Here is a 16,170-nt window from a genome sequence, read left to right on the forward strand (position 1 = left end):
CGTGCTTTCGCCATCGCAATAACGGTAAATGAGCTATTGACACCGAACATGGCTGCATCAAGGCTGTGAACGTTCCCAACAACTCTCGCCGACGGATCCTGTCGGTCTGCCCCTGGAGGTCGGGATGAACGCTCGGATCACGCGACGCCGGTTTCTGGCCGGATCCGCATTGGCAGCGGGTGGAGTCGCGACCGGGCTCACCGGTTGCAACGCAGGCACTTCCGGCTCGTCAACGGGCGGCGGCGCCGGCGACACCGTGACGCTGACCGTGATGTACAACAACAACGAGCTGACCAAGAGCCACATCGCCGACTTCCAAAGGGCCAATCCAGGGATCCGGATCGAGTTCATTCAAAGCGATGGCACCCGGCTCAACGCGATGCTTGCCTCGGGCAACCCACCGGACTTCGTCCGGGCGACGGCGGTCGGTAGCGCGAACACCAATGCCCGTGGACTGGCCGCGGACCTCACGCCGTACCTGGAGAAGAGCCAGGTTCTGCGGGCCGATGACCTGCTGGGGGTCAACGACAGCTTCCGCTGGGACGGCAGCAAGATCGGGCAGGGACCCTGTTACGGCATCGTCAAGGACTGGAGCCAGGACGCCACTCTCTGGTACAACACGCGGCTATTCGACCAGGCCAAGGTGCCGTACCTGAACGACACCGAACCGATCGGCTACGACGAACTGCTTGCCATCGGCAAACAGTTGACGGAGCGCAGCGGCGGCAAGGCCAAGGTCTACGGCCTCGGTCTGGAGTGGGCCTGGAGTCTCTGGGCGCCGATCATGACGATGATCCTGCAGCAGGGGGAGCAGGTCTACAGCGACGACCTCACCAAGGTCGACCTGACCACGCCGGCGGCACGGCGCGCGATCGCCTGGTACGTCGACTTCGGTCGCGCGGGTGTCGGGCCTACCTCGCTGGACCCGTTGCCGGACGGCGCCGATCTGACCACGTTCCTCGCGAAGCGGATGGCCATCACCCAGGACGGCTACTGGTTCGGCGGAAACTTCGTCACGGAGAAGGCGCTGCAGAGCAACCTACGGATGGCGCCCGCACCGGTGATGGGCGATCGGCGGATGAGCCCGACGTACGCCGGTGTGGGCGCCTATATCCCGGCCAAGGCCAAGCACAAGGACGAGGCCTGGAAGCTGATGGAGTTCTTCATGGCCGGGCCACCGGCCGAGGAACGGGCCAAGAGCGGTTGGGGTCTGCCCGCGCTGAAGTCGCTGTTGCCGAAGCTCCCGCAAGAGCTGCCGTATCAGAAGCAGGCCTTCCAGGTCGCCCAGAACGAGCTGAAGTACGCCGGACCCCTGCCTGACTCGCCGTACGTCACGAGCGACAAGTGCAACAGCGTCATCGACAAGCACATTCAGCGGGCGATCAAGAACCAGGCGACGGTGGAGGAGGCCTGCCGGGCGATCACCGACGAGCTCAATCAGCAGCTCAGCCAAGGCAAAGAGCAGATCGGGTGATGGCGGCGCGGAGCTGGTCGCGATACTCCAACCGCACCTTCTACCTTTTCGTCTCGCCCTGGGTGGCCGGGTTTGTGCTGTTGACCGCGGTCCCGCTCGTCTATGCGTTCGGGATGAGCCTGACCAACTTCGACGGCAGCTCGCCGCGCTGGCGCTGGGTCGGGTTGCGCAACTACGCCGAGCTGTACCGCGACACCGACGCCTGGGCGTCCCTGCTGCGCACGTTGGGTTTCACCGCGATCGTGGTGCCGCTCAGCGTCGCCGGCGCGCTCGGACTGGCGGTGCTGCTGAACCGGCGGCTGAAAGCGGTAGGGCTCTGGCGCACGATCTTCTTCCTGCCGTCGGTCGTGCCGGTGGTCGCGATGGCGATCATGTGGAAGCTGGTGTTCAACCGGGACGCCGGTCTTCTCAACGCGGTTCTCGCCGTGGCGGGAATCGACTCGATCACCTGGCTGGTCGACCCGGTGGCGTTCTACGCGCTGGTCACGGTGTCGCTGTGGGGGCTGGGCGGCGGCATGGTGATCATGCTCGCCGCGCTCCAGGGCGTGCCGCCTGAGCTCGAGGAAGCCGCCGTGGTGGATGGCGCGAGCCGCTGGCGGGTATTCCGGCACGTCACTGTGCCGATGATCTCGCCGGTGCTGTTCTTCCAGGTGGTCACTGGGGTGATCGCCTCGTTCCAGATCGTCGTACAGCCGTTGCTGCTTGCCGAGACGAACAGCATCTCGGGAGTGGGCCATGTGCCGCGCAGCACCCACCTCTACATGGTTCAGGTCTACGAGGAGTTCTTTCAGTCGAACCGGTTCGGCTACGGCTCGGCGATGTTGTGGGTGTTCTTCATCGTGATCCTGGCGATCACCCTGCTGGTGCAGCGATCGAGCCGTCTCTGGGTGTACTACGAGGTGGACAGCGATGGCCGGCACTAGACGCGCGCACCCGCAGCTTGCCCGGCCGCGCTTCCAGCCGAGCGCTGCCGCGATGTACGTGCTGCTGCTGGTGTTGGCGATGCTGTTCGTCGGGCCGATCGGCTGGCTGCTGCTCGCCGCGCTGAAGTCACGCGAGGAGTGGGGGGCCATACCGACGCGGCTCCTGCCCGAACAAGCACAGTGGGACAACTTCGGCCGGGCTCTCACGGACATCAACTTCGCGGCCTACACGGCCAACTCGCTCTTTCTCTCCACGATGTACGCCCTGCTCGTCACCGCGACCAGCGCACTCGTCGGCTTCGGGTTCGCCCGGCTGCGCGGACGAGGCCAGCACGCGCTGTTCCTGGTGGTGCTGTCGACCATGATGCTGCCGCAGATCTTGACGCTGCTGCCGACGTACGTGCTGTTCGCCCGGATCGGCGTGGTCAACACGTACTGGCCGTGGGTGCTGTGGGGGCTCGGGGCCTCGCCGTACCTGGTGTTCCTGTTCCGGCAGTTCTTCGCGGCGATCCCGCGCGAACTGGAGGACGCGGCCATCATGGACGGCTGCGGCTGGGCCCGGATCTTCGGCCGGATCTTCCTGCCGCTGTCGTGGCCCGCCCTGATCACGTCGTTCCTGCTGTCGTTCACCTGGACCTGGGGTGACTACATCGCCCCGGCGCTGCTGCTCGACGTGGACCACACGACGCTCTCGGTCGCGATCACCGCGTGGTACCGCGATCCGCGCGGCAACGCGATTCCAACCGTGCAGGCTGCCGGTGCGGCTCTCTACACCATTCCGGTCCTGCTCATCTTCCTGTTCGCCCAGCGGTACTTCATCCGGAGCGTCGTCGCGTCCGGGATCAAAGGATAAGTGGAGGTTGCTATGAAGCACGGGAAAGTCGCGGCCGTCTTGACGGTCACCGCCCTCTCGACCGCCCTGCTCACCGCCCCCGCCGGAGCGGCGTCCAGCCTCACCGGGCGTGACGCCGAGGTGTCGACGCCCTCGAGCGCGGTCGCCGCGACGAGCCGGTACGAGGCCGAGTCCGCACCCGCCGTGTGCAGTGGCGCCGTCGCCTCAAACCACTCCGGCTACTCCGGCAGCGGTTTCTGCGACACGTCCAACGCCGTAGGCAGCGCGGTCACGTTCACGGTGAACGCGGCGGCCGCGGGCACGGCGACCCTGGCGTTCCGGTACGCCAATGGCAGCGGCGCGAACCGTCCCGGTGACGTGAGCGTCAACGGCTCGGTGGCACAGGCCGGGATGGCGTTCGCGGCCACCGCCTCCTGGACCACGTGGGCGACCAGGACCCTGACCGTGCAGCTGAACGCCGGGGCCAACACCGTACGGCTGGCCGCGACCACCGCCGGCGGACTGGGCAACATCGACTACCTCGAGGTCACGACCGGCGACGTCGGTAACGACACGATCATGCGTGGCGCGGACGTGTCGACGCTGCAACGGGCCGGCGACCTCGGTACGAAGTACTACTACGCCAACGGCACCCAGGGTGATGCGCTGGACATCCTCAAGAGCGCCGGCGTCAACTACGTCCGGCTGCGGATCTGGAACAACCCGCGCAGCGGCTACAACAACAAGGCCAAGGTCCTGGAGTACGCGCGCACGGTGAAGGCCAAGGGCCTGAAGCTGATGATCGACTTCCACTACTCCGACACCTGGGCGGACCCGGGCAAGCAGTACAAGCCCGCCGCGTGGGCCAACCACGGCATCGGCCAGCTGCAGACCGACGTCTACAACTACACGTACGACGTCTGCAACAGCCTGAAGGCGCAGGGCACCACTCCGGACAGCGTGCAGATCGGCAACGAGATCAACACCGGCATGCTCTGGCCCGAGGGCGCGGTGAACAACAGCAACTTCACCAACCTCGGTCTGCTGCTCAAGGCCGGCTACAACGCCACCAAGGCGTGTAACAGCGGCACCCAGGTGGTCATCCACACCGCGAGGGTGGAGAGCGGCGCTCGCTGGTTCTACGACGGCATCCGGTCCCAAGGCGTCCAGTGGGACGTCACCGCGCTGTCCTACTACTGCTACTGGCACGGCAGCATGTCCGGAATGGCCGGTGTCGTCTCCGACATGAAGTCGCGGTACGGCAAGCCGGTGATCCTCGCCGAGACCGCCTACCCCTTCACCACGGCCAACTACGACCACGCCGGCAACATCATCACCTCCTCGCAGCCCTGCGCCGGCCACTCGGCCACACCGTCCGGCCAGCAGGCCAACTTCGCCGCCGTGCAGAACACCTCCCGCAACGCCGGCGCGAGTGGCGTCTTCTACTGGGAACCCACCTGGCACGCCGCCGTACCCGGTAACGGCTGGGACCCGGCCGACATCAACAACTCCGGCAATGCCTGGGAGAACCAGGCCGTCTTCGACCGGACCGGTCGCATCAACCCCAACATCCGCTGGCTCCCGTAACAGCGCCAGCCCCTACGCCCCCAACCATTCCTGCCCCCAAGGAGTCATCTATGACCATTCAACGTCGTTCCTTCCTCAGGCTCACCGCCGCCGCCGGCGTCGCCGGAGCGGGCCTGTCCCAGCTCGGCGCAGCACAGGCACTCGGGATTCTCGGCCCCCAAGGCGACGCGCCGTCGACACCGTTCGCGGTCGGCGTGCGCCGCTACAACTGGACCCGCGGCAGCCGCCCGTGCACCACCTACGTCTACTACCCCGCGACCGGCACCGCCGGCGGCAACCCGGTGACCGACGCCCCTGCCGCCGGCGGTGTCTTCCCCATCTACAACTTCACCCACGGCTTCGGCAGCAGCCCGCAGGGTTCTCTGTTCATCATCAAGGCCTTGGCCGCGGCGGGCTTCATCGTCCCCGCCCCGCACTTCAACCACAACTTCAGCGACGTCAACAACGGCAACACCTCCAAGGACGTCTCGCAGATCCTCACCAACACCCTCGCGCTCAACGCGAGCGGACCACTGGCCGGGCACATCAACACCGGTATCGGCGTCGGCATCTCGGGTCACTCCCTGGGCGGCATGATCACCCATGGCCTGCTGACCTCCTGGCCCGACAGCCGGGTCATCTCCGCCAACCCGCAGTCCTGCGTGGACATGGGCAATCCGTCCAGTTCGGTCTCGGCCAAGGTCCTGTTCGTCCACGGCGACCGGGACGGGACCACGTCGTACTCCTCGGCCCGGCAGGCGTACACGGAGATGACGTGGCCCAAGGCGTTCCTCACCTTCGTCGGCGGCAGCCACACGAGCTTCTGGAGCGACCAGCGCTTCCCGAGGACGGTCGTCGACTGGGCCCGCTGGACCATGTACGGCGACACCGCGGCACGGGACCGCCTCCCCGCCGATGCGGCCGGGGCCAACACCAGGTGGGAAGCCCGGCTGGGCGACACGCAGCCCGGTCCGGCCGCCTACAGCCTGGTGGCTCAGCACAGCGGTAAGGCCGCCGATATCAGCGGGGCCTCCACCGCAGCCGGGGCACGGCTCGTCCAGTGGGCCGCCAGCACCCGCACGAACCAGCAGTTCGAGTTCGTGGACGCCGGCGACGGCCATGTCCGGATCAAGGCCCGGCACAGTGGCCTATTCCTCCAGCCTTCCGGCACCGCGGCCGGCGCGGACGTCGTCCAACAGGCCGACAGCGGCGCCACCGGCCAGCAGTGGCGCGTGATCGATCACGGCAGTGACGTGATCAGCCTCGTCAACCGCGCGTCCGGCCTGGCCATGGATGTCTGGGAGCGCTCGACCGCCGACGGCGCCCGCATCGCCCTATGGACGTACAGCGGCAGCCCCAACCAGCGCTTCACCCGCCGCCGCGTCTGACCCGTGACCTGTCCGGGGCACCGCTCGGCCACCAAGGCGAGCGGTGTCCCGCAACCCTTCGCAACCACCCTGGACGGATCCGATGACACAGTCCTCCCTCGATTCGACCCCACCGCGGCGTCCGCGCGGACGCCGTACCGCACTCGTCCTCGTCGGCGCCCTGATCGCGAGCGCCATCGCCTTGGTCGCAGGAACGTCGGCGAACGCGGCCAACCAGCAGGAGCTCGACGCTGCGCCTGCCTCGACGTACGCCGGCTATCTGTTCTCCTACTTCACCGGCGAGAACACCTCCGCGGGCGAGCAGGTCTACTTCGGGCTCAGTCAGGGCAACGACCCGACCCGGTGGCGCCAACTCAACGCCGGACGGCCCGTGTTGACCACGACGGTGGGGACCCGCGGCGTGCGGGACCCGTTCATCATCCGCTCACCGCAGGGCGACAAGTTCTACCAGATCGCCACCGACCTGCGGATGTACGGCAACGGCAACTGGGACCAGGTCCAGCGGACCGGCAGCAAGTCGATCGTGGTCTGGGAGTCGACCGACCTGGTGAACTGGAGCGCGCCGCGCCTGGCACGCGTCTCGCCGGATACGGCAGGCAACACCTGGGCGCCGGAGGCGTACTACGACGAGGGCCTCGGCCGGTACGTCGTGTTCTGGGCGTCGAAGCTGTACTCCGCCAGCGACCCGAACCACACCCGCACCACCTACAACCGCATGATGTACGCCACGACGTCCGACTTCCGCACGTTCAGCGCTCCACAGGTCTGGGTCGACAAGGGCTACTCCACGATCGACTCGACGCTCATCAAGCACAACGGGACCTATCACCGCTTCACGAAGGACGAGCGCAGTTCGTCCCAGTCCGCGTGCGGGAAGTTCATCCTCGGCGAGAAGTCGACGACCATCCTCAACCGCAACTACTCGTTCGTCGCCGAATGCCTCGGCAAGAACGCGATCAGCCGGGGCGAGGGGCCGCTGGTCTTCAAGTCGAACACGGCCGAGCGCTGGTACATGTTCATCGACGAGTACGGCGGCAGGGGCTACATCCCGTTCACCACCACGGACTTGAACGCTCGGCAATGGTCGCCCGTGTCCGGCTACACGATGCCCGGCCGGCCGCGTCACGGCACAGTCCTGCCGGTCACCCAGGCCGAGTACGACCGCCTGCTGCAGCGCTGGGGCTGAACCCCGCGGTCATTTCGAGCCATTCGTCTCAGGAGGCAACAATGAGCAACAGGCACATGCTGCGCGCCATCGCGGGGCTGACCGCTCTCGCGACCGTGGTGGCAGCCGGGACCCAGGCGACGGTGCCGGCCCACGCCGTTTTCGGCACCGCGGACATCAAACCGATCGAAAGCAACATCGCTGCCAAGTTCTGGGCCTCGGCCACGGCGAGCAGCGGCTCGTCCACCGCCCGGCGGGCCATCGACGGCGATCCCGCGACGGCCTGGGCCACGGACAAGGCCGGCCCACAGCGGCTGACCGTTGATCTCGGCGGCGCCTACGACAACCTGCGTAAGGTGCGGGTCCGGTTCGCGGATCCGGGCATGGTGAACAGGTACGTCGTTGAGGCGTCGTCCGACGGTCGCCGCTGGTCCAGAATTGCCGACCGGTCCGACGCTCGCGTCCGATCGCGTGGTGCCGTCCACTTGTTCACCCGGCCTGGAACGCGTTTCGTGCGGCTCACCATCGCCGGCCGTGCCGGAGTGGGCGTCAGTGAGCTCGAGGTCTTCAACTACCTGCGCGACGATCTCGTCCTCGGTGCCGACCTGTCGTGGATAGACGACTACCAGACCCGGGAGTACTGGGTCGATCCGCTGGCGGCCGATCGCGGCGCCGGGCCGAACTTGCTGGACGTGGTCAAGGATCGCGGCATGCAGCACTCGAGGTTGCGGATCTGGAACGAGCCGAGGAGCGAGAGCACCGGGGAGCCGACACCCGTTCCACGCCAAGGGCCGGAGCGATCGCTTCAGTCGGCACAGTGGATCAAGCAGCGGGGCATGGGCCTCGGTATCGACTTCCACTACGCGGACTCGTGGGCAGACCCGAGCAAGCAGCCGAAACCACGCGACTGGGCTGAGCTGGAGTTCGACGAGCTGACCCGTTCGGTGTACGACTTCACTGCCGACTATCTTCGCCGGCTGGCCGCGCAGGGCACCGTTCCGGACAAGGTTGCTGTCGGCAACGAGATCATCAACGGCTTCATGTACGGCAGTGAGGCCGCCCTCATCGGTACGACGGCCCCGCCGTACTTCGTCGACCAGGCCTCGATCTACCAGTCCAAGCCCGGTGGCGGCCTGCTCTGGAAGTACTGGGGATCGGCCGATCCCGTCGAGCAGCGGCTCTACAACGAGGCGTGGGACCGATTCACCACGCTGGCGGCGGCCGGGATCAAGGCGGTCCGCGACGCGTCGCCACGATCCAAGGTGGAGATCCACGTCATCGTCGGCACCGGGCGATTGGCCAAGACGATGGAGTTCTGGCACCAGTTCCTCACCCGCGTCAAGGCCAAGGGGCAGGACCCGGACGTGCTCGCGATCTCGTACTACCCGGAGTGGCACGGCACGCCCGAAGCCCTCGACGTCAACCTGCACACGATGGCCACCACCTACCCCGACTACGAGCTCGACGTCGCCGAGACCTCCTACCCGGCGTCGGGCGGCAACGGCACACCGATGCCGAACTCACCCTTCCCGCGCACCATCCAGGGGCAAGCGGATGCGATCCAGCGGGTCTTCCAGGCCGCCAATGACGTGGTCGACAACCAGGGGAGTGGCGTGCTGACCTGGGAACCGGCCGGCTGGCAATCGATGTTCCGCGCCGTACCCAATCTGCCGAACACCTGGGAACCGCACGCGTCGATCAACGTGTACAACGCCAGCCGGGCAAAGCACATCCTCGAAGACACCGTCTACGTCACCACTGCGGTGGGCGCGACGCCGGTGCTGCCGCGCACCATCCGCATGCTCACCACCGCGACCAGAAAGGTCAGCGCCGTCCCAGTCCGCTGGCAGCCGCTGCCGCCCGCAGCGACTGACACCCCGGGCCAGATCGTCCTAGCCGGCGCGACCGAGAAGGGACCGGTGTCTGCCGTCATCGATGTGGTCGAACGTACATCCGCCCCTTAACCACAGCACGGAGACCAATGATGGAACTCAGATCGTCGTTCATCGCTGCCACCGTTATCGCCTGCTCGGCCGTCATGTTGCCGGCCGCACCCGCATCGGCGGCACCGACCCGGTACGAAGCCGAGTCCGCGCCGGCGACGTGCAGCGGCACCATCGACACGGACCACGCGGGCTACTCGGGGACAGGATTCTGCAACGGTGCGAACGCCGTTGGCGCCGCGGCACAATTCACTGTCAACGCCACGACGTCGGGCACCGCTACGGTGGGGATCCGATTCGCGAGCGGTACCACGACCGCCCGGCCCGCGGACGTCATCGTGAACGGCTCGAGGGTCTCGGCCACGACGTTCGAGGGAACCGGTACCTGGTCGTCGTGGTCGACCAAAACCCTTGCGGTGCAGGTGAACGCGGGCAGCAACACGATCGGGCTCAGCCCGACCACCGCCGCCGGCCTTCCCAACGTGGACTACGTCGAGTTCGAGGTGACGGCCGGCGGGTCGCCTGGCACGGGCCGGCTGGATGACCCGAACCTCCAGTACTACGGTCGCTGGAATCGGTCGAACTCGTCCTTCTACACGATGGGCTGGGCCGGCGGCTACGTCGATGCGCGGTTCACCGGGAGCTCAATCGGCGTACGTCAGCGAAACGCCATCGACCTGTTCTACTCCATCGACGGCGGATCGTTGCGCTGGCGTCGTAACGTCTCGGGGAACGTCACTCTCGCCACCGGGTTGGCGACTGGCTCGCACAGCGTGCGCATCGGCTATCGGGAGCGAGCCGGTTCGTACAACGGCGATGCGGGCTTCGGCGGCCTCATCCTCGCCGGGGGAGGGCAGACCGCGCCGGTCGCCCGGCCGCAGAACCTCGTCGAGTTCATCGGTGACTCGATCACTGTCGGCCAGCCCAACGCCGACCGGCCTTTCGTCGCCTACCCGTGGCGGGCCGGCGAGGCGCTCGGAGCGGGGCACACCCAGGTGGCTGAAGGTGGCGCCTGCCTGGTCAGCCGGGACTGCGTCGGAATGATGGACTGGTTCCGCCGCTCGACGTCGCGGGCGACAACCGACGACTGGAACTTCTCGACCTATCAGGCGACCGGGGTCGTCATCAACCTGGGCACCAACGACGTCGGTCATGGCGTATCCGCGGCGCAGTTCCAGCAGGGGTACGTCGTCCTGCTCGAGCGGGTTCGCCGGGCCTACCCGAATGCTCACATCTTCGCGATGCAGACCTTCCGGAACCGGTACGTGCCGGAGACGCGCAACGCCGTCGCGGCCCGCACTGCGGCCGGAGACAGCAAGGTCCACTTCGTCGATACGACCGGCTGGATCAATACGACCACTGACCTGGTCGACGCCGTCCATCCCAGCCCGACCGGCCACGCCAAGATCGCCCAACGGCTGGCGCCGATCCTCGACCAGTACCTCTGATCACCGCAATGGCACAGGTAGCCCAAACAGAGGAGTCAAAATGATGAGGAAGTTTTCCAGACGAACGATGGCAGCGGCGCTGGTCCCCCTTGCGCTGACTTTGACGTTGGCCGGCGGCATCTCGACCGCAGGCGCAAGTACGCCGGCGCTCCAGCCTGCCGCGAGTGCCACGATACAAAATGACGTGTTCTGGAAGGACACCGCCGGGAATCCGATCTATTCCCAGGGTGGCGGCGTGCTGAAAGTCGGCAGCACGTACTACTGGTATGGAGTGAAATACAACGGCGCGGTCACCTATTACAACAACCCCGCCGCTGGAAAGAATAGCAACACTTCCTTCAATGCCATCACCATCTATTCTTCCACCGATCTGGCGAACTGGAAGTTCGAGGGCAACGCGATGACGTCCGCGGAGCTCAGGGGCGGCTGGATCGGCCGGGTGGGCGTTGCGCGCAACCCCACCACGGGCAAGTACGTGCTGGTCTCTCAGCTCGACAGCGGGCTGGTTTTCGCCACCAGTAGCACGCCGAACGGCCGCTTCACGCGGGCGGCCACCCAGTCGAACATCGCGAATGTCACCACCGGCATGTCCGGGGATCAATCGATCTTCACCGACGACGACGGCCGAGCGTACGTGATCTTCAGCAACAAGAGCGGTAGATCCCACCTGTACGTTTCACCGCTCCGCACGTCCGACTACCTGCACGTCGAACCCGCTAGGAATATTTACAACAGTTCTTCGGGTGGGCGTGAAGGCAATATCATGTTCAAGAACGCCGGGACGTATTACTTCTGTTCTTCCGATCTGCACGGCTGGAATTCCTCCCGGACGTACTGCATCACCTCCAGGAACATCTATGGCCCGTATTCTTCGGAGTTCGTGTTGCAGGGCACCAGTGCCGATTTCTCGCACGTGACGCAGACCGGTCTGGCGTTTTCGGTGAACGGTTCCGCGGGGTCGTTCGTCATGTTCGGCGGAGATCGCTGGAGCGACTTCGCCGGAAACGGGATCGGCTACAACGACTGGATGCCGGTCACCTTCAACGGGACGACGCCGGTCTTCCATTCGCTGAACCAGTGGAACGTCGACGCCGCCGCGGGGACGTGGTCCGTCGGCAGCGGCAACAACTACGTCCTGAACCCGAGCGTCGAGGCCGACCGAGTTGCCCAGAACAAGCTCGCCGGGTGGACGAACGCGGACAACGTCAGCGGCGACCCGAACAGCAACAAACTCGGCGGGCACACTGGACGCTGGGCGATGTCGCAGTACTACTCGTCCGCTTACAACGCCAGCATGTCCCAGAACATCTCGGTGCCGAACGGAACCTATACCTTGTCGGCCTGGGTCAAGAGCAGTGGCGGGCAGAAGAGGGCGAACATCTTCGCCAAGAACTTCGGTGCAAGCGAGCTGAATCGTTCGATCAGCCAGTCGATGGGCAGCTGGACGAAGATCAGCGTCCCCGGCATCACCGTGACCAACGGGTCCATCCAGGTCGGCGTGCTGTCCGACGCGAATGCGGGCAACTGGGTGAACGTCGACGACTTCAGCCTCGTGCGAACCATCTAGCGTCGACACCACGGAGACCGACGATGAAACTCACGTCCTGCCTCAAGATTTCCACCGTCTCTGCCGCCCTGCTGGCCGTTGCGGCAACCATCTTCTCCGCCATCGTCGCGACGGCGGCTCCGACTCGGTACGAGGCCGAGTTGGCGCCGGCCACGTGTGACGGAGTTGTCGCTTCCACGCACGCCGGCTACTCCGGCAGCGGGTATTGCGATGGCAGAAACGCCGTCGGCGCGGCAGCCCAATTCGCGGTCGACACCTCCGCGGCCGGGACGGCGAAGCTCACGGTGCGGTTCGCCAACGGCACCGCGGCCATCCGCCTCGCGGACGTCGTGGTTAACGGTTCGAAGGCTGCGGCGGTGGCATTCGACACCACCGGCGGCTGGGCGACGTGGACGACGACGACGGTGACGCTGTCGTTGAACTCCGGCACCAACACCGTGCGGTTCAGCCCCACCAGCGCTGACGGCTTACCCAACATCGACTACGCCGAGTTCGACGTGACGGCCCAGTCTCGCTCGGAGGCCGAGGTGTCACCGGCGACCTGTGACGGCACTATCGACTCGAACTACGCAGGCTTCTCCGGGACCGGATTCTGCAATGGCGCCAACGCGATCGGCGCGGCGGCACAATTCGTCGTCAGCGCTACGGGGGCAGGATCGGTGACGCTGTCGGTCCGGTTCGCCAACGGTACGACGGCGCGACCGGCCGACGTACTGGTGAACGGAACCAGGGTGCAGTCGACATCGTTCGAGAGCACCGGCGCGTGGGCGACGTGGTCGACAAAGACGATGACGGTGTCGCTGAACTCTGGCAGCAATACCGTGCGGTTCAGTCCGACCACGTCCGGTGGACTTCCGAACATCGACTACCTCGATCTGACGCTGGAGCCCAACCCGACACCGTGTGATCCGCCGACGACCCCGCCAACGACTCCGCCCACGCAGCCCCGGGTCACCATCTGGCTGGCCGGCGACTCCACGATGGCGAACCCTTCGGGCGGAGCAACCTGCCCAGTCGGGTGGGGCCACCAATTCGCCCAGTACTTCAACAGCAATGTGACCGTGAAGAACAGCGCTGTCGGCGGCCGAAGCATCCAGACGTGGCTGTACGACCCCAACGTCAGCAGCAGCAAGAACTCGGCCGGCGAGTGCATCATCAATCCGGTCACCTATTCCGAACGTTGGCGGGCGATGCTCGACTCGGCCAATGGCATGAAGCCCGGCGACTATCTGTTCATCCAGTTCGGAATCAACGACGGTTCCAGCACCTGCCCGCGGCACGTGGGGTCGGCACGCTACCGCGAGCTGCTCGGCATGATGGCAAGCGCAGCCAAGGCACGCGGCGCTCATCCCGTGTTCCTGACTCCGGTCGCCGCGCTGAGGTGTTCGGGCAGCACCGCGGTGGGCAATCGTGGGTTCATCACCGAGACGAACACGGCCGCCGGCACCAGCCAGGTGCCCGTCATCGACCTGCACAGGCTGAGTTACACCCTCTACAACACGCTCCGGTTCTGCCCCTTCAACGGCGATTGGGGTTCCGGTCCGGTGGGCGCCTTCTTCTGCAACGACCACACTCACTTCGATGTGACCGGAGCCCGGCAGATCGCCGGTGTTGTCAGCAAGGCGGTCCGCGATCAGCGCATCCCGCTTGCCGCCTACCTCAAGTGAGCCCGAACCTCGGAGGAGCTCGAATGTATGTCGATCACCGGCGAACCCGCCGGCCTCACTGGCCTCGGGCCGTGGCGGCGCTGGTCGCGGTGGCCGTCGGTCTCGTCGTACCAACGGAGGAAGCCGGTGCGGCAGATGGCGTATTCATCGACGAGACGTTCAGCGTGCAAACGATGCCCGCGAATTTCGGGTTCCGTACGGGAGCCGAGGTGAGTAACGGTGTTCTGAACGTCACCAAAGGGATGGGCAACTACACCACCTCGGTCAAGCCGTTCGACGCCGACGTGGCGCAGGCGAAGACGCTCGACCTGAGCTTCGACTGGCGGACGGCGGTCGCCAGCAGCGGCCACAAAACGGGCATCGAGCTCCGCGATGGCCAGGGCAACCTCGTGTTCGCCCTGGCCGGAACGGGCACCCAACTCCGGTACGGCGTCACCGGTCCGGTGTCCGCCTCGACGTCCGCACCGGACTCCCTCAACCCGGTCTGGACCAAGATCGCCTTCGACCGCGCCAAGTGGCACACGGTGAACCTGCACCTCGACTTCACCCTGCAGCGAGTGCAGTACCTGATCGCCACCAGGGAGACCTCCGCGACCGTGATGGCATCCGGCACGGCGAGCATCACCGGCAAGAACCTCGCCAAACTCGTCGCCTGCAACTACTACGGAACCGGCGTACAGTCCATCGACCACTTCCGCCTCACCGAGCCGGCGAACCCGGTCAACGGACGGTTGAAGAACAAGAGGGTGTACGCCTTCGGCGACAGCATCGTCCAGGGGCACACGTATGCGCGCAGCTTCGTGAACCTCGCGGCCGAACGCGAACTCATGAGCCTGACCAAGTACGCGAGGAACGGTGCGACGATCGGCCCGGGCGGCGTCTCGGGCGGCCAGATCGTCACCCAGGTGCGGGGCGCTACCGCGCTGGCGCCCGACCAGGTGGTGTTCAACGGCGGCACCAACGACGCCGAGCAGATCTACAACAAGCAGTACCGGGTCGGCACGATGGCTCCCGGCTTCGACCCCGCCACCTTCGACAACTCCACCTACGCCGGCTCGCTCGAGACCATGCTCTCGACCATGCGCACCAAGTGGCCGACCACGCGGATCGTCTACGTCGCCGTACACAAACTCGGATCGCGCGACTGGAACACCCAACTCGCCATCCGCTCAGTGACCCTGCAGATCTGCGGCAAGTGGGGCGTCAAGGTCGTCGACGTCTTCAACGGCACCTCCCTCGACACCCGCATCGACAGCCACCGCGTCGCCTACACCTTCAACACCCTGGTCAACGGCTATCCCGGCACCAACGGCACCGGCACCCACCCCAACCTCGCCGCAATCACAACCTTCTACCTCCCAGCCCTCAGCACCGCCTTAACCCAACCCTGACCCCTCGGAAACCGTGCGGTCCGAGACCAGAACGCCACGCACGTGATGCCGTCATCATGGCGGTGGCGGGGAGTTCTCGCTCGGACGGCCCTGCTCGACTTTGAGCTGGGAACAGACCGCCGAATCGGCTGTCCTGCTTTGGTGGGTGGCCGGTTTGTCCGTCGGCCGACGGGTCCTACCGTGGCGGTCTGGGGCGCTTGGCTTGGACCAGACCGTCGGCAAGGGCGAGAGCGTGTAGGCGGCCGGGGCAGGCGTGTGGGCCGGCGCCGAATGGTGAGTCGGCTAGGTCGATCTCGACTGTCGTGCCGTCGGGGGCGATCCGTCGGGTCTTGGGCACTGGCGGGTCGGTGCGGCCCGCGACGATGTTCGTCACGAGGGCAGTTGTTGCGTCACATGCCTGGACGAGCAGGGCGATCCGGTTGGCGGTGCGCTCGTCGGCGGTGCCGATGATCTGTACGAGGCGGTCGACGGCGTGATCGGCCGCCGGAGTGATCGTGGTGTGTGGTTGGTAGGACTTCGCGATCACGGCGATGTCGTCGGCGACAGTGGCGGGTAGCCCGAGGGCTTCGGCCAGTACTTCGACCGGGCCGGTGCCGCGTCGCAGTGCCAGTGCTCGCAGGGTCTCCGGGTCGATGGCTGCCAGCTCGGCCTCGGCCAGTGCACGTCGTCGTTCATGAGTGGCACCGTTGCTGAAGCGTGCGACGGAAGCCCGCAACCAGGCGACGCCGCCGGGGGAGTAGGGCGGGGACGGTACGAGGTAGTTCGGATCAGTCAGCACGCGACGAGAGTAAAGCGCGATCGCTTCG

The 16,170-nt window shown here is 66.2% G+C and carries 12 protein-coding genes; 11 read left to right on the forward strand and 1 reads right to left on the reverse strand.

Going from position 1 to position 16,170, the window contains the following annotated elements:
* The first annotated feature begins 124 nt into the window (after window positions 1–124).
* The 11 genes from OG394_RS04165 (at window position 125) to OG394_RS04215 (ending at window position 15,364) form a co-directional block, all read left to right on the forward strand.
* The gene (locus OG394_RS04165; RefSeq protein WP_328993507.1) at window positions 125–1,474 is read left to right on the forward strand and encodes an ABC transporter substrate-binding protein; all 1,350 of its coding nucleotides are present in this window, start codon (window positions 125–127) and stop codon (window positions 1,472–1,474) included.
* Window positions 1,474–2,397 carry a carbohydrate ABC transporter permease gene (locus OG394_RS04170; protein ID WP_328993508.1) on the forward strand — a complete coding sequence of 308 codons (924 nt, stop codon included), beginning with the start codon at window positions 1,474–1,476 and terminating at the stop codon, window positions 2,395–2,397. Before OG394_RS04165 ends, OG394_RS04170 begins: the two co-directional genes overlap by 1 nt.
* A complete protein-coding gene (locus tag OG394_RS04175) occupies window positions 2,384–3,250 on the forward strand; it encodes a carbohydrate ABC transporter permease (RefSeq protein WP_328993510.1) in 867 nt (288 codons plus the stop codon). The genes OG394_RS04170 and OG394_RS04175 overlap by 14 nt, the downstream gene beginning before the upstream one ends.
* A 12-nt stretch (window positions 3,251–3,262) precedes the next feature.
* On the forward strand, window positions 3,263–4,816 hold the full coding sequence (locus tag OG394_RS04180; protein ID WP_328993511.1) for a glycosyl hydrolase 53 family protein: 1,554 nt from the start codon (window positions 3,263–3,265) through the stop codon (window positions 4,814–4,816).
* 50 nt (window positions 4,817–4,866) lie between these two features.
* Complete coding sequence (locus tag OG394_RS04185) at window positions 4,867–6,183, forward strand: RICIN domain-containing protein (RefSeq protein ID WP_328993512.1); 1,317 nt, start codon at window positions 4,867–4,869, stop codon at window positions 6,181–6,183.
* Between the two features lie 82 nt (window positions 6,184–6,265).
* Window positions 6,266–7,369: a glycoside hydrolase family 43 protein gene (locus OG394_RS04190; protein WP_328993514.1), complete on the forward strand. Its 1,104-nt coding sequence runs from the start codon at window positions 6,266–6,268 to the stop codon at window positions 7,367–7,369.
* A 41-nt stretch (window positions 7,370–7,410) separates the two neighbouring features.
* Window positions 7,411–9,312 carry a glycosyl hydrolase 53 family protein gene (locus OG394_RS04195; protein ID WP_328993515.1) on the forward strand — a complete coding sequence of 634 codons (1,902 nt, stop codon included), beginning with the start codon at window positions 7,411–7,413 and terminating at the stop codon, window positions 9,310–9,312.
* A 20-nt stretch (window positions 9,313–9,332) separates the two neighbouring features.
* A complete protein-coding gene (locus OG394_RS04200; protein WP_328993516.1) occupies window positions 9,333–10,739 on the forward strand; it encodes a GDSL-type esterase/lipase family protein in 1,407 nt (468 codons plus the stop codon).
* Window positions 10,740–10,779: 40 nt separating this feature from the next.
* Window positions 10,780–12,306: a family 43 glycosylhydrolase gene (locus tag OG394_RS04205; RefSeq protein WP_328993517.1), complete on the forward strand. Its 1,527-nt coding sequence runs from the start codon at window positions 10,780–10,782 to the stop codon at window positions 12,304–12,306.
* Window positions 12,307–12,329: 23 nt separating this feature from the next.
* Window positions 12,330–13,973: a carbohydrate-binding protein gene (locus OG394_RS04210; RefSeq protein WP_328993518.1), complete on the forward strand. Its 1,644-nt coding sequence runs from the start codon at window positions 12,330–12,332 to the stop codon at window positions 13,971–13,973.
* A 71-nt stretch (window positions 13,974–14,044) separates the two neighbouring features.
* A complete protein-coding gene (locus OG394_RS04215; protein ID WP_328993519.1) occupies window positions 14,045–15,364 on the forward strand; it encodes an SGNH/GDSL hydrolase family protein in 1,320 nt (439 codons plus the stop codon).
* A 175-nt stretch (window positions 15,365–15,539) separates the two neighbouring features.
* Here the strand turns inward: OG394_RS04215 and OG394_RS04220 are convergent, their stop codons facing one another.
* Complete coding sequence (locus OG394_RS04220) at window positions 15,540–16,142, reverse strand: hypothetical protein (RefSeq protein ID WP_328993520.1); 603 nt, start codon at window positions 16,140–16,142, stop codon at window positions 15,540–15,542.
* Window positions 16,143–16,170: the final 28 nt, after the last annotated feature.

It is taken from the genome of Kribbella sp. NBC_01245 (assembly GCF_036226525.1).
In the GTDB taxonomy this organism is placed as follows: Bacteria; Actinomycetota; Actinomycetes; order Propionibacteriales; family Kribbellaceae; genus Kribbella.

Coding starts and splice junctions, on each gene's coding strand:
- OG394_RS04175 (WP_328993510.1), top strand. CDS start 2,384: ATGGCCGGCACTAGACGCGCGCACCCGCAGCTTGCCCGGCCGCGCTTC.
- OG394_RS04195 (WP_328993515.1), top strand. CDS start 7,411: ATGAGCAACAGGCACATGCTGCGCGCCATCGCGGGGCTGACCGCTCTC.
- OG394_RS04185 (WP_328993512.1), top strand. CDS start 4,867: ATGACCATTCAACGTCGTTCCTTCCTCAGGCTCACCGCCGCCGCCGGC.
- OG394_RS04170 (WP_328993508.1), top strand. CDS start 1,474: ATGGCGGCGCGGAGCTGGTCGCGATACTCCAACCGCACCTTCTACCTT.
- OG394_RS04180 (WP_328993511.1), top strand. CDS start 3,263: ATGAAGCACGGGAAAGTCGCGGCCGTCTTGACGGTCACCGCCCTCTCG.
- OG394_RS04190 (WP_328993514.1), top strand. CDS start 6,266: ATGACACAGTCCTCCCTCGATTCGACCCCACCGCGGCGTCCGCGCGGA.
- OG394_RS04200 (WP_328993516.1), top strand. CDS start 9,333: ATGGAACTCAGATCGTCGTTCATCGCTGCCACCGTTATCGCCTGCTCG.
- OG394_RS04210 (WP_328993518.1), top strand. CDS start 12,330: ATGAAACTCACGTCCTGCCTCAAGATTTCCACCGTCTCTGCCGCCCTG.
- OG394_RS04205 (WP_328993517.1), top strand. CDS start 10,780: ATGATGAGGAAGTTTTCCAGACGAACGATGGCAGCGGCGCTGGTCCCC.
- OG394_RS04165 (WP_328993507.1), top strand. CDS start 125: ATGAACGCTCGGATCACGCGACGCCGGTTTCTGGCCGGATCCGCATTG.